Annotated in this window: 26 protein-coding genes; 13 read left to right on the forward strand and 13 right to left on the reverse strand. The window is 66.8% G+C overall.

Translation table 11 applies throughout. The features are described 5' to 3' along the window. Positions 1-100 precede the first annotated feature (100 nt). Both metH and ACILRJ_RS06580 read left to right on the forward strand, forming a co-directional pair. A complete protein-coding gene (gene metH / locus ACILRJ_RS06575; protein ID WP_395681588.1) occupies positions 101-2,794 on the forward strand; it encodes a methionine synthase in 2,694 nt (897 codons plus the stop codon). A gap of 95 nt (positions 2,795-2,889) precedes the next feature. Continuing rightward, positions 2,890-3,528: a hypothetical protein gene (locus ACILRJ_RS06580; RefSeq protein ID WP_395681590.1), complete on the forward strand. Its 639-nt coding sequence runs from the start codon at positions 2,890-2,892 to the stop codon at positions 3,526-3,528. A gap of 46 nt (positions 3,529-3,574) precedes the next feature. Here the strand turns inward: ACILRJ_RS06580 and ACILRJ_RS06585 are convergent, their stop codons facing one another. The 8 genes from ACILRJ_RS06585 to ACILRJ_RS06620 all read right to left on the reverse strand — a co-directional run bounded on the left by ACILRJ_RS06585 (position 3,575) and on the right by ACILRJ_RS06620 (position 11,025). Beyond that, the gene (locus ACILRJ_RS06585; protein ID WP_395681592.1) at positions 3,575-3,826 is read right to left on the reverse strand and encodes a hypothetical protein; all 252 of its coding nucleotides are present in this window, start codon (positions 3,824-3,826) and stop codon (positions 3,575-3,577) included. Between the two features lie 93 nt (positions 3,827-3,919). Further along, positions 3,920-4,249, reverse strand: a complete 330-nt coding sequence (locus tag ACILRJ_RS06590) for a lipid-A-disaccharide synthase N-terminal domain-containing protein (RefSeq protein WP_395681594.1) — start codon at positions 4,247-4,249, stop codon at positions 3,920-3,922. Between the two features lie 147 nt (positions 4,250-4,396). Next, positions 4,397-5,461, reverse strand: a complete 1,065-nt coding sequence (locus tag ACILRJ_RS06595) for a class III poly(R)-hydroxyalkanoic acid synthase subunit PhaC (protein ID WP_395681596.1) — start codon at positions 5,459-5,461, stop codon at positions 4,397-4,399. Positions 5,462-5,521: 60 nt separating this feature from the next. Next, on the reverse strand, positions 5,522-6,781 hold the full coding sequence (phaE, locus tag ACILRJ_RS06600) for a class III poly(R)-hydroxyalkanoic acid synthase subunit PhaE (RefSeq protein WP_395681598.1): 1,260 nt from the start codon (positions 6,779-6,781) through the stop codon (positions 5,522-5,524). A 94-nt stretch (positions 6,782-6,875) separates the two neighbouring features. Next, complete coding sequence (locus ACILRJ_RS06605) at positions 6,876-7,487, reverse strand: class I SAM-dependent methyltransferase (RefSeq protein WP_395681600.1); 612 nt, start codon at positions 7,485-7,487, stop codon at positions 6,876-6,878. Positions 7,488-7,774: 287 nt separating this feature from the next. Beyond that, positions 7,775-8,239, reverse strand: a complete 465-nt coding sequence (locus tag ACILRJ_RS06610; RefSeq protein WP_395681602.1) for a hypothetical protein — start codon at positions 8,237-8,239, stop codon at positions 7,775-7,777. A gap of 75 nt (positions 8,240-8,314) precedes the next feature. Further along, complete coding sequence (rlmKL, locus tag ACILRJ_RS06615) at positions 8,315-10,513, reverse strand: bifunctional 23S rRNA (guanine(2069)-N(7))-methyltransferase RlmK/23S rRNA (guanine(2445)-N(2))-methyltransferase RlmL (RefSeq protein WP_395681604.1); 2,199 nt, start codon at positions 10,511-10,513, stop codon at positions 8,315-8,317. After that, positions 10,513-11,025 carry a hypothetical protein gene (locus tag ACILRJ_RS06620; protein WP_395681606.1) on the reverse strand — a complete coding sequence of 171 codons (513 nt, stop codon included), beginning with the start codon at positions 11,023-11,025 and terminating at the stop codon, positions 10,513-10,515. The genes rlmKL and ACILRJ_RS06620 overlap by 1 nt, the downstream gene beginning before the upstream one ends. A 131-nt stretch (positions 11,026-11,156) precedes the next feature. On the opposite strand from ACILRJ_RS06620, the gene ACILRJ_RS06625 reads away from it, so the two are divergent. The 4 genes from ACILRJ_RS06625 to ACILRJ_RS06640 all read left to right on the forward strand — a co-directional run bounded on the left by ACILRJ_RS06625 (position 11,157) and on the right by ACILRJ_RS06640 (position 13,958). Next, on the forward strand, positions 11,157-11,726 hold the full coding sequence (locus ACILRJ_RS06625) for an N-acetylmuramoyl-L-alanine amidase (RefSeq protein ID WP_395681608.1): 570 nt from the start codon (positions 11,157-11,159) through the stop codon (positions 11,724-11,726). A 120-nt stretch (positions 11,727-11,846) separates the two neighbouring features. After that, positions 11,847-12,719, forward strand: coding sequence for an acyl-CoA thioesterase II (gene tesB, locus ACILRJ_RS06630; protein ID WP_395681610.1), 873 nt, complete (start codon positions 11,847-11,849; stop codon positions 12,717-12,719). A gap of 9 nt (positions 12,720-12,728) precedes the next feature. After that, positions 12,729-13,115 carry a hypothetical protein gene (locus ACILRJ_RS06635; RefSeq protein ID WP_395681612.1) on the forward strand — a complete coding sequence of 129 codons (387 nt, stop codon included), beginning with the start codon at positions 12,729-12,731 and terminating at the stop codon, positions 13,113-13,115. A gap of 141 nt (positions 13,116-13,256) precedes the next feature. Continuing rightward, entirely contained in the window at positions 13,257-13,958 is a 702-nt protein-coding gene (locus ACILRJ_RS06640) for an arginyltransferase (protein ID WP_395681614.1), read from the forward strand. Between the two features lie 149 nt (positions 13,959-14,107). Here the strand turns inward: ACILRJ_RS06640 and ACILRJ_RS06645 are convergent, their stop codons facing one another. Both ACILRJ_RS06645 and purT read right to left on the reverse strand, forming a co-directional pair. Then, positions 14,108-14,374 (reverse strand): hypothetical protein, encoded by a 267-nt coding sequence (locus ACILRJ_RS06645; RefSeq protein ID WP_395681616.1) that lies wholly within the window; start codon positions 14,372-14,374, stop codon positions 14,108-14,110. 55 nt (positions 14,375-14,429) lie between these two features. Then, the gene (purT, locus tag ACILRJ_RS06650) at positions 14,430-15,611 is read right to left on the reverse strand and encodes a formate-dependent phosphoribosylglycinamide formyltransferase (RefSeq protein WP_395681618.1); all 1,182 of its coding nucleotides are present in this window, start codon (positions 15,609-15,611) and stop codon (positions 14,430-14,432) included. Between the two features lie 190 nt (positions 15,612-15,801). Here purT and ACILRJ_RS06655 point away from each other — a divergent pair, with 190 nt between their 5' ends. After that, complete coding sequence (locus tag ACILRJ_RS06655) at positions 15,802-17,226, forward strand: transglutaminase family protein (protein ID WP_395681620.1); 1,425 nt, start codon at positions 15,802-15,804, stop codon at positions 17,224-17,226. 98 nt (positions 17,227-17,324) lie between these two features. Here ACILRJ_RS06655 and ACILRJ_RS06660 read toward each other — a convergent pair whose 3' ends face one another. Further along, positions 17,325-18,338 (reverse strand): GlxA family transcriptional regulator, encoded by a 1,014-nt coding sequence (locus ACILRJ_RS06660; RefSeq protein ID WP_395681622.1) that lies wholly within the window; start codon positions 18,336-18,338, stop codon positions 17,325-17,327. 90 nt (positions 18,339-18,428) lie between these two features. Here ACILRJ_RS06660 and ACILRJ_RS06665 point away from each other — a divergent pair, with 90 nt between their 5' ends. Beyond that, positions 18,429-19,265, forward strand: coding sequence for a dienelactone hydrolase family protein (locus tag ACILRJ_RS06665; RefSeq protein WP_395681624.1), 837 nt, complete (start codon positions 18,429-18,431; stop codon positions 19,263-19,265). Beyond that, the gene (locus ACILRJ_RS06670) at positions 19,262-20,137 is read left to right on the forward strand and encodes an NAD(P)-dependent oxidoreductase (RefSeq protein WP_395681626.1); all 876 of its coding nucleotides are present in this window, start codon (positions 19,262-19,264) and stop codon (positions 20,135-20,137) included. Before ACILRJ_RS06665 ends, ACILRJ_RS06670 begins: the two co-directional genes overlap by 4 nt. A 53-nt stretch (positions 20,138-20,190) precedes the next feature. Here the strand turns inward: ACILRJ_RS06670 and ACILRJ_RS06675 are convergent, their stop codons facing one another. Then, complete coding sequence (locus ACILRJ_RS06675) at positions 20,191-21,894, reverse strand: M64 family metallopeptidase (protein WP_395681628.1); 1,704 nt, start codon at positions 21,892-21,894, stop codon at positions 20,191-20,193. A gap of 119 nt (positions 21,895-22,013) precedes the next feature. Between ACILRJ_RS06675 and ACILRJ_RS06680 the strand changes: the two genes are divergently transcribed. From ACILRJ_RS06680 to ACILRJ_RS06695, 4 genes are all read left to right on the forward strand, one after another. Next, positions 22,014-22,886: an SPFH domain-containing protein gene (locus ACILRJ_RS06680; RefSeq protein WP_395681630.1), complete on the forward strand. Its 873-nt coding sequence runs from the start codon at positions 22,014-22,016 to the stop codon at positions 22,884-22,886. Next, a complete protein-coding gene (locus tag ACILRJ_RS06685; RefSeq protein WP_395681632.1) occupies positions 22,886-23,074 on the forward strand; it encodes an Arc family DNA binding domain-containing protein in 189 nt (62 codons plus the stop codon). The genes ACILRJ_RS06680 and ACILRJ_RS06685 overlap by 1 nt, the downstream gene beginning before the upstream one ends. Positions 23,075-23,165: 91 nt before the next feature. After that, positions 23,166-23,891 (forward strand): DUF3887 domain-containing protein, encoded by a 726-nt coding sequence (locus ACILRJ_RS06690; protein ID WP_395681634.1) that lies wholly within the window; start codon positions 23,166-23,168, stop codon positions 23,889-23,891. A gap of 37 nt (positions 23,892-23,928) precedes the next feature. Beyond that, on the forward strand, positions 23,929-24,495 hold the full coding sequence (locus tag ACILRJ_RS06695) for a D-alanyl-D-alanine carboxypeptidase family protein (protein ID WP_395681636.1): 567 nt from the start codon (positions 23,929-23,931) through the stop codon (positions 24,493-24,495). Positions 24,496-24,531: 36 nt separating this feature from the next. Here ACILRJ_RS06695 and ACILRJ_RS06700 read toward each other — a convergent pair whose 3' ends face one another. After that, a complete protein-coding gene (locus ACILRJ_RS06700) occupies positions 24,532-24,912 on the reverse strand; it encodes a DUF423 domain-containing protein (RefSeq protein ID WP_395681638.1) in 381 nt (126 codons plus the stop codon). Positions 24,913-25,045: the final 133 nt, after the last annotated feature.

Genomic DNA, 25,045 nt, shown 5'->3' on the forward strand with positions numbered 1-25,045 from the left:
TCGTCCCGGCGAAGCCGGGATCCAGTTCCTCTTGCACGATTCGGAACAGTCGCCGGGTCCCGGCATTCGCCGGAACGACGAGCAAAGGGCAACACAGCTGATGAACTCCGCCATTCGCCACACCCGCCTCTCCGGCCTCGAGCCACTCGTCATCACGCCGGAGCTGTTGTTCGTCAACATCGGCGAGCGCACCAATGTCACCGGCAGTGCGCAGTTCAAGAAGCTGATCAAGGAAGACCGCTTTGCCGAGGCGGTCGAGGTCGCGCGCCAGCAGGTCGAGAGCGGCGCGCAGATCATCGACGTCAACATGGACGAGGGCCTGATCGATTCGGAAGCCGCGATGGTGCGGTTCCTGAGCCTGATCGCGTCCGAGCCCGACATCGCTCGCGTACCCGTGATGGTCGACTCGTCGAAGTGGAGCGTGATCGAAGCCGGCCTGCGCTGCCTGCAGGGCAAGGGCGTGGTCAACTCGATCTCGCTGAAAGAGGGCGAAGCGGTATTCCTGGAACACGCGCGCAAGGTGCTGCGCTACGGCGCCGCCGCGGTGGTGATGGCGTTCGACGAACAGGGCCAGGCCGACACCTGTGCGCGCAAGGTCGAGATCTGCACGCGCGCCTACCGGATCCTCACCGAACAGGTCGGCTTCCCGCCCGAGGACATCATCTTCGATCCGAACATCTTCGCGATCGCGACCGGCATCGAGGAGCACGACAATTACGCGGTCGACTTCATCGAGGCGACGCGCATCATCAGGGCCACCCTGCCCGGTTGCCACGTCTCGGGCGGCGTGTCGAACGTGTCGTTCTCGTTCCGCGGCAACGAGACGGTGCGCCAGGCGATCCATGCGGTGTTCCTCTACCACGCGATCCGCGCGGGCATGGACATGGGCATCGTCAACGCCGGTGCGCTGCCGATCGTCGACGACCTCGATCCGGAGCTGCGCGAGCGCGTCGAGGACGTGGTACTCAACCGGCGCAAGGACTCGACCGAACGCCTGCTCGAAGTCGCCGAGCGCTACAAGGCGAAGAAAGGCGAAGTCGTGGTCGAGAACCTTGCCTGGCGCTCGCTGCCGGTGCGCGAGCGCCTCGCGCACGCGCTCGTGCACGGCGTCGATGCGTTCGCCGAGGCCGATACCGAGGAAGCGCGGCAGCTCTCCACGCGCCCGCTCGACGTGATCGAAGGCCCGCTCATGGATGGCATGAACATCGTCGGCGACCTGTTCGGCGCCGGCAAGATGTTCCTGCCGCAGGTGGTCAAGTCCGCGCGCGTGATGAAGAAGGCGGTCGCCTACCTGCTGCCCTACATCGAGGCCGAGAAGCTGCGCACCGGCGACACCGCGAAATCGAATGGCAAGATCGTGATGGCGACGGTCAAGGGCGACGTGCACGACATCGGCAAGAACATCGTCGGCGTCGTGCTCCGCTGCAACAACTTCGAGGTGATCGACCTCGGCGTGATGGTGCCGGCGCAGAAGATCCTCGATGTGGCGATCGCCGAGGGCGCTGACATGATCGGCCTTTCCGGCCTGATCACTCCCTCGCTGGAAGAGATGAGCCATGTCGCGAAGGAAATGCAGCGCCAGGACTTCGCGATTCCGCTGCTGATCGGCGGCGCGACGACCTCGCGCGCGCATACCGCACTGAAGATCGAACCGCACTACAAGTCGCCCTGCGTGTGGGTCAAGGATGCTTCACGCGCGGTTGGCGTCGCGCAGTCGCTTGTGTCGAAGGAACTGGTGGACGCGTTCATGGAGAAGGTGCGCGCCGATTACGCGGAAGTGCGCGAACGCCACAAGGACCGCAGTGGCGCGAAGCGCCTGGTGCCGCTCGAGAAGGCGCGCATGCAGCGCTTCGACGGCAAGTGGGCGGACTACGAACCGCCGGCGCCGAACACGCCGGGAATCACGGTGTTCGACGACTACCCGCTGGCCGAGCTGGTCGACTGCATCGACTGGACGCCGTTCTTCAGTGCGTGGGAACTGGCGGGCCGCTACCCGGCGATTCTCGAGGACGCGGTCGTCGGCGCGCAAGCGACCGAGCTGTTCCGCGACGCGCAAGCGATGCTCGCGAAGATCGTCGAACAGAAATGGCTGACTGCGCGCGGCGTGATCGGCTTCTGGCCCGCGCACTCGGTGGGTGACGACATCGAGCTGCATGGAGATGGAGCCAAACCGCTCGCCACCTTGCACCACCTGCGCCAGCAGGCCGACAAACCCGTCGAACGGCCGGACTTCTGCCTCGCCGACTTCGTCGCGCCGAAGGAATCGAATCGCGCCGACTGGATCGGCGGTTTCGCGGTCACCGCCGGTATCGGCATCGATGCGCACATCGCGCGGTTCGAACGCGATCACGACGATTACTCGTCGATCCTGCTCAAAGCGCTCGCCGACCGCCTTGCCGAAGCGTTTGCCGAGCGCCTGCACCAGCGCGTGCGACGCGAGTACTGGGGATATGCCGCGGACGAGGCCTTGGCGAACGACGAGCTCATCGCCGAGAAGTACCGCGGCATCCGCCCGGCCCCGGGCTATCCGGCCTGTCCCGACCACACCGAGAAGGCAACCTTGTTCCACCTGCTCGATGCGACGAAGAACGCCGGTATCGTGCTGACCGAGGGCTTCGCGATGGTTCCGACGGCCGCCGTGTCGGGCTGGTACTTCGCGCATCCGGGCAGCCAGTACTTCGTCGTCGGCCGCCTCACGCGCGAACAGGTCGAGGACTATGCGAAGCGCAAGCGCTGGACCCTCGCAGAAGCGGAACGCTGGCTCGCGCCGAACCTCGACTACGATCCGGAATAGGCACGCGCCACCCGCACTGGATGCGCGGCTTCTCGACAGCGCAAGTCCGCTCCACCGGTCGACCGATCGCTTTGAAACCAAGGAAACGATTTCTCGTGAAACGCTCGATTCTCGCGCTGGCTTCCGTAGCGCTCAGCATGGCTGGTTGCGCCAGCAATCCGCCTTCGAGCAAGTACGCGCCGGTCGATGCGGCGACTGCCCAGGCGCTGCAGGGCCACGACGTGCAATTGCTGGTGAAGCCGACGCCGAGCTTCGTCCACATGACGACCGGAGACCAGGCGACGATGACCGTCGGCATGCTGTTCGGCGCCGTTGGCGGCGTGGTCGCTGCGGCGACGGCCATCAAGCATTCGCAGAGTGCCGGCCAGGCATTGGTAGTCGAGAACGGCATCCCGGATCCCACCGCGCTGCTCTCGGAGAAAGTGCGTGAATTGCTCGCGACGAAATACGGCAGCGCAATCGGCAGCTCCGGCTACGCCGTCACGGTGGCCACGGATCACTGGGCGCTCGCGAAGGGTGCCGTGGTGTTCAACGCTTCGGTCAGCGTGACCCGCGGCGAAACCGCCGGCAGCAAGCCACTCGCGCTGGGCCAATGCCGCTACCGGTCCTCGAACGGAGCGAACGCGTCCACCGAAGACGAACTCCTGGCGAACCACGCTGAGAAACTCAAGGCGGAACTGGGTACGGCACTCGATCGATGTGTCGAGGAATTCCGCCAGAAACTGTTTCCGTAGGGTATGGCGCGCGCGTCCTGCGCGCGCCTGGCCGGTATTTCAGTTCTCAGGTCGTGGTCGGCATGCCGCCGTGCATCATCGCGCCGAAGAACGCCATGCCGCCGAAGACGAAGAACAGCACGATGCAGACGAGGTAGACGATTAACGTCGCCTTGCAGAAGTTCTGCTTGTTCGGATTGGTACCGCCCGAAAACGCCCACACGAACAGCATGATGATGTTCACGAGCGGGATCGCCAGCACGATGAATGTGATGATCCACTCGCCGAGCGATACGACCGGCGCGCTGCGGTTGTCCATTTCCCTCTCCCCAAGGACGCCGGACGGTTCCGGCGGCGTCGATTCTGGCACCGCTGCCGTACCACGTCACGTCGAGGAAGCGGACCCCGGACCTCAGGTCTCTTCAGGCCCCCCCGGACGGACGACTTCCGGCTCGTGATGGCGCACGTGCACGTAGACGTTGTAGACCGAGACGAACATCGGGAACGCGTTCTGCAGGATGCCGACCGAGTCGTTCTTGCCCCAGATGAAGTACGCCAGCGTCATCACGCTGCCGACGATGGACAGGTACCAGAACGACATCGGCATCACCACGCGTTTCGACTTCTTGGTCGCGTAGAACTGCACGAACCAGCGCGCGGTGAACAGGAAGGTGCCGAGCAGGCCGACCAGTTTCCACGGCGTGATCGTCAGGCCGTACAGGTTGAACAGGACGTCACTCATGGCGGGCTCGCGCAGCGGGTCAAAGGGACCGACAGCATGCCGCAAACGGGCTTTCGGTACCGTTTCGCGCCGCGCAAGCGGCTTGCCCGGGGATGCAGGGCGACGTCCGTGCCTCCCCGCGAGCCTCGGCCCTCAGCGCCAAAACCGTCAGGTACGCGCCGCCAGCCAGTCGTGGATCGCGCTCGGTACTTCGCGCTGCGCACGGCCGGACACGTAGATTCCGATGTGGCCGCCACGGAACGCGACCTGGGTGTAGTCCTTCGTGCCAACGTGATCGCCAAGCACGCGCGATGCGGACGGCGGCACGAGATGGTCCTGTTCCGCGAACACGTTCAGCACCGGCATCGTGATGTTGCGCAGGTCCACTTCGCGCTCGCCGATCTTCAGGCCGCCCTTGACCAGCTTGTTGCCCTGGTAGAAATCCTTGATGAACTGGCGAAACGCCTCGCCCGCCTGGTCCGGCGAGTCGAAGATCCATTTCTCCATGCGCAGGAAATTCTCCATCTCGGCCTTGTCGTCGAGGATGTCGACGAGGCCGATGTATTTCTGCTGGTTCAAGCGCACCGGCTTGAGCATCAGGTAGCACAGGTTCATGAGATCGGCGGGCACGTTGCCCAGCGTGTCGACGAACAGGTCGACATCCATCTTCTGCACCCAGCTCGACAACATGTTCTCCGGTGTCTGGAAATCCACCGGGGTGACCATCGTGATCAGGTTCTGCACCTTCTGCGGATGCATCGCGGCGAAGCACAGCGAGAACGCGCCGCCCTGGCAGATGCCGAGCAGGTTGATCTTCTTCACGCGCGCGCGCCGCGCGACCGCATCGACCGCGCGCGCGATGTAACCGTTGATGTAGTCGTCGAGCGTGAGCCAGCGATCGGCGCCGTCCGGATAGCCCCAGTCGATGAGGTAGACATCCTCGCCGCGCGCAAGCAGGTTCTTCACCAGCGACTTGTCGTCCTGCAGATCGACCATGTACGGCCGGTTGACCAGCGCATAGACGATCAGGATCGGCACCTTAGAGGTCGGCGCTCGCTCGCCGCGGAAGCGGTACACGACCAGCTTGTCCTCGCGGTAGACCTCTTCCTTTGCGGTCACGCCGAAGTCGACGTCGTCGACCTTGCGCAACGTGTCGAGCGCGGCGGCGAGCTTGCGCTGGGTGGTCAGCGCCTCGTCGAGCGCCTTGGTCGGTTCGATCCTGATCGGGCCCATGCGGTTGTCCTCGTCAATCACTCAATGCTGCTGATGAAGAATCGGCGTCCTGCCGGGCTCTCAGTGCTTCTTCCTGCGCTTGCCGCCGTCTGCCTTCCCGGCGGCCGGATCCTTTTTGCGACGCCGTGAGCCGAGCGATGCATCGGCGAACTTCGCGATGCGCGACGCGAAGTTGCCGGGCGCCACCGCGGCGACCGCACGTTCCGCACGCGCCGGCTTGGCGCCACGCTTGGCCCGCTTCGGCGGGGTCGCCTGCACCGGCGCCGGCGTCTTGCGCGCTTTCACATGCTTCGCCTTCGGTTGCTTGGCCGGTTTCACCACGACGGGCTCGACGACCACGGTACGCGCCGGTACTTCGCGCGTGACGCCCGCGCGCGGCGTCTTCACCGCGGCCTTCAACGCTTCCAATTCGCCGCGCAAGCCGGCGATTTCGTCGATCAACGCATCGCCACCGCGCTGCGCGCGCACTTCACGTCGCAAAGCCTGGAGGCGTTCGCCGATGCTGTTGAGTTCGCTGCGCGTCGGCATGCCCAGATCGACGCTGAGACGCTCCACTTCCTGCTGGATCTGCGACCGCAGGCGCATTTGCGCATTGGTGAGTTCGCCGTAGATTTCCTGGAATTCGCGCGACAGCGCGATTTCCGCGTACCCTTCCTCGGCCGCATCGACCCACAGGTCGTACAGCGCGCGCAGCGATTCGATCTGCCGGCCCGGCTGTTCGCGTTCGGCCAGCTTGCCCTCGAACAACTCGTAGCCGCGGCGTGCCGCCTCCAGCATCAGCGCGTTGTAGCGCCCCATCTGTTCCTGGTATTCGACCCACGCGACCGCGCCCTTCTGCTGGTGCTCCTGATGCTCACGCAGCAAACCGAATGCTGGCAATTGCAGCCAGGACTTCAGGTCGCCGAGATCGGCCGGCGGCGGCATCGCGCCGAAGGGATTGGGCATGCCGGCCAATCCGCCGCGCGGCACACCCTTCCACATTTGTGCGAGCGGATGGTCGAACAACGCGGCGCCACCCGGCGGCGTGAATGCCTGCCGCAACGCGTCGCTCCAGGCGGGAGCGCCACCGTGCATGTTCGCGCCGGCCGCGGGAATCAGCGATTGCATGAACGCGACGTAGGCCTTCGCGCCATCGACGAAGCGGTCGACCGTGCCCGCCTGCCCGCCTGCCATCGGCCCGCTGCCCATCGGCGGCGTGAACGCGCGCGCCCACTCGGCGAATCCAGCGGGCGGCACGCCACCAGCCTGCCCGGCCGCACCACGCGCGGCTTCGGTCCACGCATTCAGCGACTGCTGCGACAGCGCCTGCCATTGTTTCATCCAATCGGGAATCGACGAATCGCCCACAGCGCGCCCTCGGTGTCTGGAACGCGCATGATAGCGCGGCCACCGTGGCGGAATGACAGCGGCAGGGTCAGCGCGTGTAGACGAACACGAAGGCGGGCGGCAGGTTCAGCGGTGCAATGCCGGCACGCTGGACGACCAGGCCGAGTTCGCGCGCGAGGTCGCCCGGAATCGGGCTGGCGGGCCCGTAGGTGAACTGGATCAGGGGTCGCCCCGGACCCAGCACCGCGAAGATCGCCTCGAGGATTCCCTTCTGGATCTCGCGCGGCATGGCAAGAAAGCCGAGTCCACTGATCGCGGCATCGGCCCCACCCTGCTGCGCGAAACCGACCCGGCTGGCAATCTCGACCAGGTCGCGGGCATCGCCATGCACGATGCTGGCTTCGGGAAACTCGCGGTGCAGCAGCGCGTGCAGCTCGGCATTCAATTCGACGACGAGCAGATCCTTCTGCGCGATCCCGCGCGCAAGCAGCGCGCGCGTGAACACGCCGGTACCGGCGCCCAGTTCGACGATGCGACGGGCGCCGGCGGGCAGCTGGTCGATCATCATGCGCGTGAGCTGGCGACCCGACGGCGACAACGCCGCCATCGCACGCGGGTTGCGCAACCATTGACGGAAGAAGGTCCACGCGGCCGGGGCGCCACCGGGCGCCGGCATGGATCGCCTGCTCTGCTCGCTCATGCACACATCATCAGTCATATGTAGGCGCATCATAACCCGCGAACTGGGCCTGAGTGCTGCGGGACAGAGCTTCGCGGCTTCCGACGCCATCTGCCGAGCACACCCTGTGCGAGACCGCCATCGGCGCGGCACACACGCGGGTCGCCCGCACAGCCTGGCGGCCGGGCGTTTTCGGTATCGGAAAATAGAAACCCCGCGACGATCAGGGGAAATCGTCGCGGGGCGAGACGCTGGCGGCGGAAGGGGGAGGGGTAGCCGCCAGCGCTGACCGATGATCTCAGGCGCGCTCAGTGGTGATAGTCGCGCCCGCGATCGTAGTAGGAAGCCCGACGGCCGTAATCGCGGTTGCGATAACCGTCGTCGCGGTAGCCGTGGTCGCGGTAGCCGTGGCTGCGATAGCCGCCGCCGTAATACGAGCGATGGATTGGACGGCTGTAGTAGACCGCGCCGTAACTCGGGTAGTAGTCGTCGTAGTAACCCGTGCTGTAGTAGGTCGGCCCGTAGTACGCGGGCGCATACGACGCGTAGCCGTAACCGCCATAGCCGCCACCATAGTAGCCGCCACCGTAATAACCACCACCGTAGTAGTTGCCGCCCCAGCCATGGCCGCAATGGCGGCAGTCGGAGAAGCCGATGCTCAGGCCCGGCAAACCGATGCCGATGCTGACGTGGCCGCGTGCAAACGCCGAGGGCGCCAGCGCAACGCCGGCAGCAACCAGGACACCCAACACGATCGAACGGATACCGCGCATTTCCGGACCCTCCTGAGGTTGGACGCATGCTGCGGCCACCCCCCTGAACGGGACTGAAATTTACTCCACCCTGCGTTAAGAATTCGCTTCAGCTGCAACTGCCGGACGCAGTTCGTAACAAACGTGAATGCGTGCGTTGCGAGAGAAGTCGAACGGTATCGTCGCGGCGCTGATGTCGCGCACGTCGAACGCGGCGCGCACCGACTCGTCGAGGCTGAAGCGCCGCAGGTTGTTGGAGAAGAGGATCATGCCGCCCGGCGCGAGGCGCGCGCGGCACAGGCGCAACAGTTCGGCATGATCGCGCTGCACGTCGAAGTCATCCGCACGCTTGGAGTTTGAGAACGTCGGCGGATCGACGAACACGAGGTCGTACCTGCCGCGGTCGTGTCGCAACCACTCGATCGCGTCCGCCTGCACGAGCTGGTGGCGTTCGCCGCCGAAACCGTTGAGGGTGAAGTTGCGCGAGGCCCATTCCAGGTAAGTGGCCGACAGGTCGACACTGGTCGTGGTCGCCGCGCCACCTGCGGCCGCGTGCACGCTAGCGCTCGCGGTGTAGCAGAACAGGTTGAGGAAATGCTTTCCGCGCGCGAGTTCGCGCACGCGCAGGCGAGCCGGCCGATGATCGAGGAACAGGCCGGTGTCGAGATAGTCGAACAGATTCACGCGCAGCTTGAGGCTCGCCTCCTCGACCACGAGGAACTCGCCGCGCTGGTCGAAACGTCCGTACTTCGATCCACCCTTCGCCTTGTAACGCGTCTTCACCGCGATGCGCTCGCGCGGAACCTCGAGCGCGACGCCTGCCGCATGCACGAGGTCGCGCAGCCGATCGCGCGCGACGTTCTCGGGGATGTCCCGCGGCGGCGCGTACTCCTGCACGTGCAGCCAGGCTTGCGGAAACGCGGCGCTCGCGCGCGCCGCATCGTTCGCATCCATGCCGATCGCCGTGTACACGTCGATCGCGGCCGCGTACTCCGGGATGTCCGCGTCGTACACTCGCCAGCACGAAATGCCTTCGCGTTCGAGGCGCTTGCGCAGGTGGCGCTGGTTCTTGCCGATGCGGTTCGCGACCGCCTGCCCGCCTTCGGAAAGCGCACGCTCGACGCGCTCGCGTGGTGCGGTTTCGGAGAGGTCGAACAGCAACAGGCGGCATTCGAGCGCGCCGTTGTAGAGCAGATAGCGCTTTCCGGCCCGCAGGCCCAGCGCATGACCGAGCTCGTCATCGGCGACGATCACTGCCGCATGCCAGCCAGCGAACTCGCTGCGCAGGCGCGTACCGAATGCGTGGTAGAGCGCGCCAAGGTTCGCACGCTCGCCGAGGCGTTCGCCGTATGGCGGATTGCTGATGACCAGACCGGGCGTGTCGCATCCGGCCGGACGATGCAGGTGCTCGGCAGATTGCCGCGCCAGCTGCACGAAGCCGGCGACACCGGCCGCCTGTGCGTTGCGTTTCGCTTCGTTCAATACATTCGGATCGTGGTCATAGCCGAAGAACACCGGTTTGAGCGCACGCAGGCCGGTAGTGGCGCGCGCCTGCGCCTCCACGATCAACGCCTGCCATGCTGGCGCGTCATGGCCGCGCCAGCCAAGGAAGCCGAAATAGTCGCGCTTGAGGCCCGGCGCGGAGTCGGCGGCCATCAACGCACCCTCTATCAGCAGCGTGCCGGCTCCGCACATCGGGTCGACCAGTGCACCGCCATTCGCCGCGACCGCCGGCCACCCCGCGCGCAACAGCATCGCGCAGGCAAGGTTTTCCTTCAGCGGCGCCTCGCCCGTGCCCTGGCGCCAACCGCGTCGATGCAGCGGCGTCCCGGCGAGATCCAGCGAGAGCGACGCCCGTCCCTTGTGCAGTCGCACGTTGATCCGGATCGAGGGTCGGTCGACGTCGATGTCGGGTCGCGAACCGCTGCGTTCGCGGAACTGGTCGACGATTGCGTCCTTGCTGCGCAAGGCGACGTACTGGGTGTGCTTGAGCGCACCACCACCGCCGACGGCGTCGATTGCGAAGGTGCCGTCGAGCGCAAGATGCTGCGACCAGTCGATCGCCTGCACGCCCGCATACAACGCATCCGCATCGGCTGCCTCGAACTCCGCCAGCTGCAACAGCACGCGGCTCGCGAGGCGCGACCACAGGCAGGCGCGATAGGCGAGTTCGAGCGGGCCTGAAAAATGCACGCCGGCGAGCGCTTCGCGCGCGTCCTCGGCACCCAGCGCGCGCAGCTCGTCGCGCAGCAGGTACTCGAGGCCCTTGGCGCAGGTCGCGAACAGGATCGGCATCAGCCCAGCTCCACGAGGAAGCGCCGGAATGCCTGTGCGCACCATTCGACGTGCGCGCCGAGCCGGTGGTCGTCGCGCACGAGGTGCAAGGTCGCGCCGCGATCGCGCGCGAACGCGATCGCCGCGTCGACCGGGCACACATCGTCGCTCCAGCCGTGCACCAACGTGGTCGGCACGTCGGCAGCAGCGAAGGCGTGTGGATAGCCCGGGATCGCGGTCGGCAATGCGAGCAGGAACAGGCCCTCGCACGCGCGCTGGATCGAAGCGAAGCCGGAAATGAACGCACCCATGCTCGACCCGCCGAACACGACCCTGCCCCGAGCCGGTACATGTTGCAGCGCCAACGCGATGCGCTCTCCGATCGCGAGCGGGTCGCGGCGCGCATCGATCGCGCGATAGTCCGGCCGAACGCTGGCCCAGCCGAGCGCGTCGCATACGTTGGCGAGCGCACTGACCTTGGTGGCCTCAGGGCCGCTTTCGAGGCCGTGCGAGAGGATGACGGTGCCTTTCATGGAAGCCGGGTTCGGGATTCGGGATTGGGGATTTGAAAGAGCATAGCCGGTTTCGCTCGCGTGACCGCCTTCGCGAACGCCGTGAAAGCCTGTAGCCTTTCGGTCTTCCGAATCCCGAATCCCGGCGTTCCATGCCTGCCCTCGCAATCGACTACCAGCCCCTGCCCTACGAGGAACGCCTGGACGCGCGTGCATCCTCGGCGATCGACCTGGTCGTGATCCATTGCACCGAGTTGCCGGACATGGCGATGGCGCGCGAGTTCGGCGAACGCATCCACTATCCGGCCAAGCAAACAGGCAACAGCGGGCACTACTACATCGACCTCTCCGGCAAGGTATTCCGCTACGTCGCCGACGCGCGCGTGGCAAACCACACCTACGGCTACAACGCGCGTTCCATCGGCATCGAGCTCGTCAACATCGGGCGCTATCCGCATTGGGGCGACAGCCGCTACCAGGCGTTCAGCGTGCCGTACACGGCCGAACAGATCGCGTCGCTGCGCGCGCTGCTCGCGCAACTGCGCAACGACCATGCGAACCTGCGCTGGATCGCCGGGCACGAGGATCTCGATCGCCGCCTCGAACCTGCTAAGGACGATCCGACGATCCTGCTGCGCCGTCGCCAGGACCCCGGGCCGCTCTTCCCGTGGGACGAGGTCATGCAGGACAGCGGGCTGGAACGGCTGACGCCTTCCTCATAGGGCGGCGGCGCGCGCTGCGCGCGCCGCCGCCTGCGCTCGATGTCGATGAGAGCGGCGGCACGCGCTGCGCGCGTACCGCCCTACTTTATACTTGCGCTCCCAATTCCCTGCCGAAGTCCGATGACCTCCGCCGTCGAAGAACTGCTTTCCCTGCTCCAGCTCGAACGCCTCGAGGACAACCTGTTCCGTGGCGAGAGCCGCGACATCGGCACGCGCTACGTGTTCGGTGGCCAGGTGCTCGGCCAGGCGCTGTCGGCGGCGCAACAGACGGTCGACTCCGACCGCAACGCGCATTCTCTGCATGCGTATTTCCTGCGTGCCGGCGACATCGACAAGCCGATCGTCTACCACGTCGAGCGCACGCGCGACGGCGGCAGTTTCTCGATGCGGCGCGTGACCGCGATCCAGCACGGCCAGCCGATCTTCAACTTCGCCGCTTCGTTCCAGGTCGACGAGACCGGCGTCGAACACCAGTTGCCGATGCCATCGGTGCCCAAGCCGGATGACGTCGAGCCGGTCGCGGCACTGCCGCCGGACGAGCTGTCAAAGCTGCCGCCAAAGCTGCAACGCTGGTTCGGCCGCTCTGGTCCGTTCGAGTTCCGACCGGTCTATCCACGTGACGAACTCAATCCACCCAAGCGTCCGCCGTTCCAGCAGGTATGGTTCCGCCTCGGTGAACGCGTGCCGGACGCTACACCGGCGCTGCAGCGCGCGCTGCTCGCCTATTCGTCCGACTTCCATCTGATTGGCACGACCATGTTTCCGCACGGCATCTCGTTCCTGCAGCGCAACGTGCAGGTGGCCAGCCTCGATCACGCGATGTGGTTCCATCGCCCATTCCGCGTCGACGAATGGCTGCTGTATTCGTGCGACAGTCCGACCGCGCAAGGTGCGCGTGGACTCGCACGCGGCATGATCTACAGCGAGGACGGTCGGCTGGTCGCGTCGACCGCGCAGGAAGGCCTGATCCGCATCCGCAACGGCGAAGGGTAGAATCGCAGCATGCGCCAGATCTACACATCCCCGCGGTTGGAGAATATCGAGCGCGTCGTCGCGCTGATGGCCCAGCACGGCATCAAGACCACGATCAGCAACCGCCGCGCCTACGAAGGTGCAGACTGGAAGCGCTTCAGCTACACCGCCAAGGCGGACCGCGATTCCTGGCCCCAGGTGTCGGTGGTGCGCTCGGAAGACCAGACGCTCGCGCGTCAGGTGCTGCGGGACGCGGGACTGGAACCTGCGACGCGTTTCGCCGATGAGCTTGCAGCCGCGCGCGGCGTCGGCGCACCAGCCCAGCACTCGCGTGCATCGATGCGCATCAAGCTGGTCGTGCTGGCGCTGATCACCGGGGTCTCGGTGCTGATCGCATTGACCGTCCTGCGTCACTGATCAGGTCCCGCGGGGCAGTACGCGGCACGCGCTTCGCGCGTATCGCCCGTCGACAGCCGGCGGGACGGCTTCCTGTCCGAGGGGCTCCGCGCCGGTCACGATTGCGACACCATCGAGCCGCGATCCGGCCTAGAATGCGCCATGCGTTCGGACGTCGTCCGCCTGTTCCAGACCCTTCCGCATCCGTGCGGCTATTTCGCCACGCGCACGGCGCAGAACATCGTCATCGATCCGAGCGCACCGCAGTTGCCGCAGATCTACGACGTTGCGGTTCAGCGCGGCTACCGCCGCGCCGGCGGCCACGTCTATCACCCGCAATGCAGTGGCTGCAAAGCCTGCGTCGCATGCCGGGTGCCGGTCGAACGGTTCCGCCCGGATCGAACCCAGCGGCGCTGCATGGCACGCAACACCGACCTGTCCATCACGATCGCGCCGGCGAACTACAGCGATGAGTACTTCTCGTTGTACCGGCGCTACCTGCGCTCGCGCCATCCCGACGGCGGCATGGACGACGCGCGCCCGGAGGACTTCTCGCGCTTCCTCTATACCGCCTGGAGTCCGACCCGCTTCATCGAGTTCCGCAAGGACAGCCGCCTGCTCGCGCTCGCGGTCACCGACTTCTGCGCGGCCGGCCTGTCGGCGGTTTACACCTTCTTCGATCCGGACTGCGATGAACGCAGCCTCGGAGTGTTCGCGATCCTGAGCCAGTTGCGCATGGCGCGCGAGGAAGCGCTGCCGCATGTCTACCTCGGCTTCTGGATCGACAGCCATCCGAAGATGCACTACAAGGCGCGCTACCGCCCGCTCGAGGTGCTGCGCGAGGGAATCTGGACCGACCTTTAGCAGGCTGTCGAGAAACAGCCTGCGGATGCGACCCACGGAAGCATCGCTCGCGAATCGACGACGCAAATCCTGAATCGCGGAAGCGAGTCCGGACCTGCGCCGGACCCACCGGGTTGAAAAGTGCCGGATAGCACTTTTTCAACCCCCGGCTAGACGAAGCCGACCTCGTGCTCGCCATGCATCGACATGACGAGCTTGACCATCGAGACAGGCACCATGATCTCGAGTTCCAGCGCTTCGCCGTCCGGACCCTTGCCATCAAGGGTCATCTCGAACAGCGCGCCGGAGGAGTCGATCTCCGCGCAGACGATGTGCGGGCCGCCGGGCATGTCGCGCAAATAGGGCTTGATCGGTTCGCCGAGCATCTCGATTGCCTGCGGGAAAAGGAATACGGCGTAGTTCTTCGGGTCGGTCATTGTCGAGGGTCGAGGGTGGGGGCTGGTCGAAGAGTACGCCAGATGGAGAGGCGGATCAGGGCTCGATGCGCAGGTGCGATGCGGCGCGCACGGCTTTCGCGACCGCTGCGTCGATATCGGCATCACGTGCAAGGGTGACTGCCATGCGTCGCTGTCCGCGCACTTCGGGTTTGCCGAACAGGCGCACCATCGTGTCGGGTTCTGCGAGCGATTCGGCGACGCCGTGGTAGCGCGGACGATCGCCCTCGCCGCTGCAGAGGACCGCGCACGACGCCGACGGTCCCACCTGGCGGATCGTGGGGATCGGCAGGCCGAGGATCGCGCGCGCATGCAGCGCGAACTCGGACAGATCCTGCGAGATCAACGTGACCAGTCCCGTATCGTGTGGGCGCGGGCTGACTTCGGAGAAGATCACTGCGTCGCCCTTGACGAAGAACTCGACGCCAAATACGCCGCGCCCGCCGAGAGCAGCGGTGATCGCCTCGGCCTGGCGCTGCGCCTCGGCCAGTGCCTTGGCGCTCATCGGCTGCGGCTGCCACGACTCGCGGTAGTCACCTTTTTCCTGACGGTGGCCGATCGGCGCGCAGAAACTCGTGCCGCCGGCATGGCGCACGGTCAGCTGGGTGATCTCGTAGTCGAACGCGACGAACCCCTCGACGATGCAGCGTCCCTTGCCGGCGCGACCGCCCGACTGCGCGTAGTCCCACGCCGCATCCATGGCGGAATCCGCGCGCACCGTGCTCTGGCCTTTGCCGGAACTCGACATGACCGGCTTGATCACGAACGGCAGGCCGATTGCGGCCACCGCGGCGCGGTACTCCTCGCGCGTGTCGACGAAGCGGTACGGCGAGGTCGGCAAGCCGAGTTCCTCCGCGGCGAGCCGGCGGATGCCTTCGCGATCCATCGTCAGCCACGCCGCGCGCGCGGTCGGGATCACGTTGAGGCCGTCCCGCTCCAGCTCGATCAGGGTCGGCGTGTGGATCGCCTCGATCTCCGGCACAACGAGGTCGGGCTGCTCCAGCGCAATGATCCGGCGCAGCTCGTCGCCGTCGATCATGTTGATCACGTGCGAGCGGTGCGCGACCTGCATCGCCGGCGCATTCGCGTAGCGATCGACCGCAATCACCTCGACCGCGAAGCGCTGCAGTTCGATCGCGACTTCCTTGCCGAGTTCGCCTGAGCCGAGCAGGAGGACGCGGATCGCGGTGTCGGTATGCGGGGTGCCGAAGGGCTTCATGCGGGCGTGCAGTGCGGAGGGCGGGCAATTCTAGCCAATCGCGGGAGGCACGTGGCCGTTCGAATGTCCCCGACCGTTCGCTTTGAGTGCAGCGAGCGACAGCGAGCGAAGTCGAAACGCACGCATCGCGCAGGGTCGCGTCGATCCGGCAAAGCCCTACACTAGGCGCAAACCCTCGACGGAATGCCCGATGCGTCGCTGCCTGCTCCTGCTGGTTGCCCTGCCCCTGTTCGCACGGGCGGAACCGCCCACCGACCAGTGGTTCACGGTCCTGCTCGACGGCCGCAAGATTGGCTCGTTCGAATCCCGGCGCGAAGTGCGCGGCGACGAAGTGCACACGAGCCAGTCGCTGGAGATGGCGCTCGACCGTGCCGGCGTACGTGTCGCGCTCGGCAGCACCGAAACGGCGACCGAAACGCGCGCCGGAGCCCCGCTCGCATTCGGCAGCATCTCGCGCCTGTCGGGCAGCGAATCGCGCATCGAGGGGCGCGTGCACGACGGCGTCGCCGATGTCGCGATCACCACCGGCGGGGCCACCCAGAGACGCACGCTGCCGTGGCCGGCCCGCGCGCTGTTGCCGGAGGGCCTGCGCCGCGCCGGCCTGCTCGCCGGCCTCGAACCCGGCACGCGCTACAGCGCACTCGCGTTCCAGCCATCGGGTCTCGAAGCAGCGGACATCACCAGCGTGGTCGCTGCCGCGGAGTCGGTCGATCTGCCCGGCGGCGCGCGCACGCTGTATCCGGTCGAGCAGACGCTCGTGCTCGGCGGCGCACCGATGAAGACGCGTGCGTGGATCGATGCCGAGCAGACCGTCTACAAGCTGATCATGCCGATCATGGGTGTCGATCTGGTGCTGCTCGCCTGCGACCGCGCCTGCGCGACCGCGCCGAACCAGGGCAGCGACGTGTTCGAACGTACCCTGATGCCGTCGCCACGCCCGCTGCGCGCGCAGGAACTCGCCGGCACGATGCGCTACACGCTGGCGTCGCCGCGCGGCGATTCCGCGCTGGCGTTGCCCGAGACCGATGAGCAGCGGGTCGAGGTGCGCGGCGAGGAACGCATCGTGACGATCCGTCGCGAGGCGCATGCGCGCACGAACGAACGCCCCGCCAGCGCCGACTTCAAGCCGAACGACTGGCTGCAGAGCGATGCGCCCGACATCGTGCGCCTCGCGCGCGAAGCCGTCGGCGACGCGACGACGCCGCTCGAGCGCATGCGCCGCATCGAGACGTTCGTGCGCGGCTACATCCGCAACAAGAGTCTCGATGTCGGCTACGCCTCGGCGCTCGAGGTCGCGCGCAAGCCCGAAGGCGATTGCACCGAACACGCGTTGCTGGTCGCGGCACTCGGACGCGCGCTCGGTATTGCCACGCGCGTCGTCGATGGCCTCGCCTATGCGCCGGGCTTCGCCGGCAAGGAACAGGTGTTCGTGCCACACGCGTGGGCGCAGGCGTTCGTCGACGGTCACTGGCGCAGCTTCGATGCCGCCCTGCCCGGCTTCGATGCTGGGCACATCGCACTCGCCATCGGCGACGGCGACCCGTGGAAGTTCTATGCCGGTCTCGACCTGCTCGGCCGGATCGAGCTGCGCAAGGCCGAGGCGGCCACCCCGTAGCGCCCGGAGTTCACAGCAGAGCGCTTGCGTGTAGCAGGGCGGCACCGTGTGCGCGACCGCCATCCCGGCGCGCATGGGCGGCCCACAGCGTGTGGCGCTTACGGCAGATCACGCCGGCGCGTTTCGCGCGGCACGGCCACGGCAGTTGTCGCGCGCAGGCCGCCCGGCGTCGTGCCGGCTGCCTTGCGCAGCAAACGTCGCAATGCGGTCGCATCCTGGTAGCCGACCGCCGCCGCGATTCGTTCGATGCTGATCCGGCTGTGCTGCAGCAAGCCGCGCGCGCGGTACAGCCGGATGCTGCGGATCAGCGCAAGCGTGCCCATGCCGGTCGCGTGGCGCACGCGGCGGCCGAGCGTGCGTTCGGACACGCACAACTCGCCGGCCAGTTCGGCGACCGAAGGTACCTCGGGCAGCGCGGTCTCCACACGGCGCGTCAGGCGCGCGACCAGCGCGTCGCCGCTGGCCAGCATCGCCGGCACCACGAACTGCGCCTGCTGGCCGCGTTCATGCAGCAGCAGCACGCGCGACACGCCATCGGCGAGCCGCGCACCGAACCGCGCGCGCAGCAGATGCAACACAAGGTCCGACTGCGCGAACGCGGCACCGGCAGTGAGAATCGGCCCATCGACGCAAAGGATGCGGTTGGCCTCGACACGCACGTCCACCGCGCAACGCGCAAGTTCCGGCGCGAGCCACCACGCGGTGGTGGCGTGGCGTCCGGCAAGCACGCCGGCCGCCTGCAACAGGAATACCGCCGAACACGACGCCGCTACCTGGCCGCCACCGGCAACATGGGCAGCGATGAGGCGGATCGCGCGAACGCAATCGTCAGCGGCGAGGCGCGCGCGCAGCTCCCGTGCATCGGCGATCCACATTCCCGGTACAAGCAGGATCGAATGCTGCGGGTGACGGCGCGGCGGCAGACGCCTCGTATCCGCACCGATGCCGCCTTGCAGCCGAACATGCCCGCCCGTCGGCGAATACAGACCCCAGCTCGGCACCGCGTCACCGCTGCGCGCGGCGAACAATGCCGCCGCGGCGAGGATGTCGCGCGACATCGAGACCCCGCTCGGATTGGTGCCGTCGAGCAGCAGCAGTTCGAAATCCTTCATGTCGGAATCGGCCTGAAACGTGTCTTTTAAGACACTACCACGCGGACCGCGCGAACCGTTGAATGGGCCTGCCAGCCACGGGGAATCCGCATGGACACCAATGACGATCCGCTCGACGATTTCGACGCGCGCACGCTCGAACTCGACGGCGTCGCGCGCCGCGTGTACACCTCGGGCCAGGGACCGGGCGTGATCGTGATGGCGGAAATGCCCGGCATCAGCCCGGACGTCGCGCGCTTTTCGCGCTGGATCCGCCAGGCCGGCTTCACGGTCTACCTGCCCTCGCTGTTCGGCCGCGACGGCGCCCACCCGCTCGCCGAGGACGGCCTCGAGATCATGCGGCGCGCCTGCATCAGCGCCGAATTCCACGCGCTCGCCGGACGCGGCTCGAGTCCGGTCACGTCCTGGCTGCGTGCGCTGGCGCGCTTCGCGCACCGCGAATGCGGCGGCATCGGCACCGGCGCGGTCGGCATGTGCTTCACCGGAAACTTCGCGCTGGCGATGATGCTCGAGCCGTCGATGCTCGCGCCGGTACTCGCGCAACCGTCGCTGCCGCTCGACGATCCCGCTGCGCTCGAAAGCGACGCTGGTGAGCTCCAGGCGGTGCGCGAACGACTCGAACGCGACGATCTCAGCGTGCTCGCGTATCGCTTCGAGGGCGACCGCCACTGCCGTGCCGAACGCTTCGCCGCCTACACCGCCGCGCTCGGCCCGCGCTTCGTCGCGCGCGTGCTGCCCGACGACGCCGCGCGCAGCGATCCGCCACCGTTCTTCAGGCAGGTCGTCGGCTGCCCGCACAGCGTCTTCACCGCGCACCTCGTCGATGCCGAAGGCTCGCCGACACGGCGCGCATGCGACGAGGTCGTCGCCTTCCTGCGCGCAAGGCTGTGGGCGCCCGCATTGTTCGATGCCGAGACCGTGATATGAGCATCGGCCTCGCCGGCCTCGGCACGATGGGATCGGCGATCGCGATGAACCTGCTACGCGCCGGAAGCCAGCTGGCCGTGTGGAACCGTTCGCCGGAAAAGTGCGAGCCGCTGCTCGCGCTCGGAGCGACGCGCGCCGAATCGATCGACGCCCTGTGTGCGGCGTGCTCGATCGTCCTCGTCATGCTGCTCGACGAGACGGCGATCGACGCTGCACTCGGTCGCGGATCACCGGCGTTCGCGCGGCGGCTGCGCGACCGCACGCTCGTGCATCTCGGCACGACCTCGCCGGAATACTCGCGGCAGCTCGAGCGCGACCTGCTCGATTGCGGCGCGCGCTACGTCGAAGCGCCGGTGTCCGGCTCGCGCGGGCCAGCCGAGCGCGGCGAACTCGTCGGCATGCTGGCGGGGCGCGACGAGGCGGCGATCGAGGCCGTGCAACTGCTGCTCGCGCCGTCATGCCGACAGGTGTTCCGCTGCGGCGTCGTGCCGGGCGCATTGCGCATGAAGCTCGCGGTAAACCATTACCTCGTCGCGACCGTGACGGCGCTCGCCGAGGCGGTGCACGCCGCGCGCTGCGCCGGCATCGACGTGGCGCAGTTGCGCGACATACTCGATGCCGGACCGATGGCGAGCGCCGTGTCGCGCGCGAAGCTGGATCTGCTCGTACGCGGTGATTTCGCGCCACAGGCCGCGATCCGCGACGTCGCAACGATCGCCGCGCTGGTCGCCGCGCAGGCCGGACAGTGCGGTGCGCAGGCGCCGCTGATCGACGCCTGCGCCGACCTGTATCGGCGCGCGCTCGAGCGTGGCTACGGTGGACGCGACATGATCGGCGTGGTCTCGGCGTTCGATCGATCGCCGACTCCGTAGGGTGGGCCTTGGCCCACCGCTTTTCCGCAAACTCGTGGCGAACTCGAGCCCGCCTATGGCCCCACGGCATCGAAGCCGTTGCGGAAGATCACGTCGTTGCTGACCTGGATCGTCCATGAACGCGTGTGTTCGAGCAGCGCGCCGGCCATCTGCGGCGAGACATGACTCGTCAGGTCGCGCACGCGCAACGTCAGGCTGCGGGTCGAGGGTGTCGCGCCGATCTGGCTGAATGCGTAGCTCGGCGAGTTCGCGCCGCCGATCGGATTGCCGTCGAGCAGCCACTGCACCTCGAGCGAACCGATCGATGGCTGCAGCAAGGTCGCGCTGAACGGCTGCGATGTCCCGACCGCGTAGGTGACCGGCGACGCGGTGCCCGGTGACTCGCTGCCGGGTTCGATCAGGTCGATGCCGCCCGCCGGGACGCCCCAGCCGCCGCGATACAGCGTGCGCACGTATTCCTGCCGGCACACCGGGCAGAACGGAACACCGAGGAAATGCATGAGGCATTGCGTGTCGACCGGACGATACATGCCGGTGCCGAGATAGCGCGCGCCCTGGAACAGGCCTACGCCCGAGGTACCCGCCGGCGTCGGAATCGGATTGCCGGGCGTGAACCAGCTGTTCCATTTCACCTGACCCGCGCTGGTCTGGTTGGTGACATTCGCCTCGCACGGCGCGCTGCCGGAGAGGTCGCTGCACGCAGGAAAACCTGGATAGGCCGAGCTGTACTCGTCGGCGAGATCGCTGAAACTGTGACCGTACTCGTGCAGCACGATCTGGCTCGCCTGCGGATGGGTCGAGGTCACCGAGATGTTGCCGCCGGAGCCGCCATAAACCGAATCGTTGACGACGATGACGATCTTGTCCCAGTCCGGATAGGCCGCCGCGGCCGTCAGCACCGCGGCATTGCTGACCGTGATGAGGCGATGTATCTGGAACGGACAGAACGTCGCGCTGAACGCGGTGTCGACGAATTGTCCCGCGAACGGGTCCGTCTGCGCCTCCGGATCCGCGCAACACGCCGACGTCGTGCAACCCGCCTGGTACGGCGGATGGTCCGCACCCGTCTGGTTCGAGGCGACGAACCCGGTGGTCCAGTTCACGAAGCTCTGGTATTCCCTGTACGGCGTGAGGTTGAAGAACGCATCGTGCAGGATCATCGCGTCGCTGTTGAACAATCCCTGCTGCGCGCTGGTATAGCCGTCGCCCATTACGAGCAGGTCGACGCGATTGGCAGGATTGCCGCTCTGCGGCGCCTGCACGACCTGCATGTTCGTCGTGCGCGACGCGAGCGGCAACGAACCTGCCTGCGCCGCCAGCGCGGCCAGGTCGAAGTGCCGGGTCACGCCGGCGCCGGCGAATTCGACCGCGTCCGCCTCATCGAGCGGAATGCGCAGCACGAAGCTGCGTTCCGCCTGCGCCGGGTGATGCGCGACGATCGAACCGTCGCCATGTTCGGGGTCGCGCGCGAACTCGCCATGCAGGCGCGGAATCGCGACGCTGCGCTCGCCGAGATCGGCACCGCCCTTCCATGCATGCCAGACGACGCGTTCTTCATCGGCGGATGCGATCGCCGTCGTCGTGTAGTGCGGAGCGTCCGTCAGGTCGACCCGCGCGTAGGACATCGGTTGCGCCTGATCGTGTGTGTCCAGCATGAACACCACGTAATGCGCCGGTCGCGCAACTGCCAGCGCGGATGCCAGCAGGCCGGCCATCCCGATGACGATGGCCGGCGCACGAACGAAATCCGTACCCATCTCCACTACTCCCCTATCCGGTGGAGCCGCGAGCCTAGCATCCGGATTTCATTCCTCAATGCGGACTTGTCATTGTGATATCTTTTTGATATCTTTCATGCAAATCTAGGGAGAGTCCCATGAACGAGCGCAGTGCCTTCTCGGTCGCCGGCATACCGATGGTGGTGTTCCTGATCCTCGCGTTTCCCCTTCTCGCCGCCCTGACGATGGGGAACATCAATCCCCAGCAACCGTTCTGGACCCTCGTGCCGGCGGTCCTCGTGTTCATCGCGCTGGTTTTCATGTCCACCGGCTTCTTTCAGGTGCAGCCGAATCAGGGTCAGGTACTGCAACTGTTCGGCCACTACGCCGGCACCGTGCGCGACGAGGGCTTGCGCTGGACCAATCCGTTCTATTCAAAGCGCGCGGTGTCCTTGCGCGTGCGCAATTTCGAATCGGGCAAGCTGAAGGTGAACGACGCCGACGGCAATCCGATCGAGATCGCCGCGGTGGTCGTCTGGCAGGTGGTGGACACCGCCGAAGCGGTGTTCTGCGTCGACGACTACGAGAATTTCGTGCAGATCCAGAGCGAGTCCGCCCTGCGCCAGATGGCGCAGAGCTATCCCTACGATGCGCACGACAGCAAGGAGCCGTCGCTCCGCAGTCACGGCGACGAGGTCAACGCGCATCTGCGCCAGGAGATCAAGCAGCGCCTGGGCAAAGCCGGCGTGGACGTGGTCGAGGCCCGCATCAGCCACCTTGCCTATGCGCAGGAGATCGCCCAGGCGATGCTGCAGCGCCAGCAGGCCGGCGCGATCATCGCCGCGCGCACGCGCATCGTCGAAGGCGCGGTGAGCATGGTCGAGATGGCGCTCGCCGAACTTGGCAAGCGCGGCGTCGTCGAACTCGACAACGAACGCCGCGCGGCGATGGTCAGCAACCTGCTCGTCGTGCTGTGTGGCGAGCGCGGCACGCAGCCGGTCGTCAACACCGGAAGTTTGTACACGGGCTGATGAGCGAGAAGAAGGCCTATCCACTGCGCGTCAGCGCCGTCGTGCTCGACGCGATGCAGCGCTGGTCGAATGACGAGCTGCGCTCGCTCAACGCGCAGATCGAATACGTTTTGCGCAACGCATTGCGCGAGGCCGGGCGATTGAAGCCGGGGAAAGGTGGCGCGCCGGTCGAGGACGAGTCGTCATGACTTCCTCGCCAGCGAGTCTGCATGCCGAGGACGAACTCAGCCGCGATACATGCACCCATGGTAGCTTGCGCCATCCTCGAGGAACGCACCCATGAACCGACACCCACTCACCCTGCTCGCCACCGCGCTGCTCGCCTGCGCGTCCGCACAGGCGGCGCCGAAGAACCAGCGCGCCGCGACGCCGGCCAAGCAGGCCGCAACACAGCAGACAGCGCAGCAGGACATCGATGTCGACGCGATGGCGCGCGCAAAGGACGGCAAGCCGAGCGAGCCGCCGCCGCAACCGGCTGCGGCGGAGTCCGCGCCGACCGCGGCCGAATCCGCCGAGCCCGCCATGGCGACAGTCCCTACGGACGCCGTGTCGGACCACGTGCCCGCCGCGCCAGCGGAATCCACGGTCGCGGCAAAAGCGGAAACTGCCGCTTCGGGAGCCGCTGCGGATGGCGCCATGATGGAACGCCCGGCCCCCCTCGCGCCGCCGGCTGCACCGACCGACACCGAGCGGAGCATCGCGGCCGGCTGCGAAGCGCGTGCGACAAGCCTCCTGGATGCTGCACAGAAAGGCGATTACGCCGGCGCGACGCGGGATTTCGACGCGAAAATGCGTAGCGCCCTGCCGCCGCCGAAGTTCAAGCAGGCATGGGAATCGCTGGCGCAATTCGGGAGTCTGCAGGGACGCGGCCAGGCACACCCGATGAAGGGCGACGGCTACATCGCGATCACGATCCCGCTGATCTTCGACAAGGCGAACCTGTATGCGCAGGTCGCCTGCGGCAGCGACGGGCGTGTCGCCGGTTTCTACATCAAGCCATTGTGATGCCCGCGTGGCCGCCGCGCACGATCGCCGCAGGCGCATGAGCATTGCAACGGGCGAGCCCCCTGTCCGCTGCAATGCCACGCGCCGACGCGAGGTGCTGCGCGAAGCGCGCGCACTCGGCGTGCCGGCCGACTATGCGCGGATCCGGCAACTTGTCGTGGTGCGCGAGCCGCGTCACCTCGCCTGCATCGGTCACGACATCCACGACCGGTTGCAATGGCTCGCTCCACGCGCCGCGAGCGCGTTCGCGCGCATGCGCGCTGCGGCTGGGGCCGAGGCGATCGAACTGCAGGCAGTGTCCGCGTTCCGATCCGCCGACTATCAACTCGGCATCCTCAAGCGCAAGCTCGAACACGGCCAGTCGATCGAGCAGATCCTGCGTGTCAGTGCCGCGCCCGGATACAGCGAACATCACAGCGGCCGCGCGCTCGATCTCACCACGCCGGGTTTCGCTGCACTCGAAGAAGAATTCGAGCACTCGTCCGCGTTCGCCTGGCTCGTCGCAAACGCGCCGCGCTTCGGCTTCGCGCTGTCCTACCCGCGCGGCAACCCGCACGGCATCGCGTACGAACCGTGGCACTGGTGCTGGCATGCGAAGCGCTGAGGGCTGAGCGCTGAAAGCATCGCGGCTCCATTCCCCCTACGCCGCCTTGCGCCAAGCGCATGCGGCGAGGGCAATCCAGCCAGCGATCAAGGTGACGCCGCCAATCGGCGTCACGATGCCGACGATGCGTGGCGCGCCCAGCGCAAGCCCATACAGACTGCCGCAGAACAGCGGGCAGCCGACGATGAAGGCACAGGTCGCGATGCGCAATGCAGCCGTCGCCTGCGATTGCGCGAGCACACCACACCCGATCAGCGCCAGCGCGTGCCAGAACTGATACTCGACCGCGGTATGCCAGGTCGCGAGGGCCGCGGTGTCGAGCACGCCACGCAACGCGTGCGCGCCGAATGCACCCAGCGCTACCGCAACGGCGCCGAGGGCGGCGCCGGCGGTCAGCGAAATGCGTGCGAGGTTCATGGAGCGATCCTGGGCGAACAACCCGTCCGTGTCGAGCGTACGGAACACGTTCGTCGAAGTGGAACACCGTAAACGGATCGAACTCCGTACTCTTCGACTGCCCGCCTTCGGCGCCGCGCCCACAGCGGACCGG

The organism is Dokdonella sp., assembly GCF_044227025.1.
Taxonomy (GTDB): domain Bacteria; phylum Pseudomonadota; class Gammaproteobacteria; order Xanthomonadales; family Rhodanobacteraceae; genus Dokdonella_A.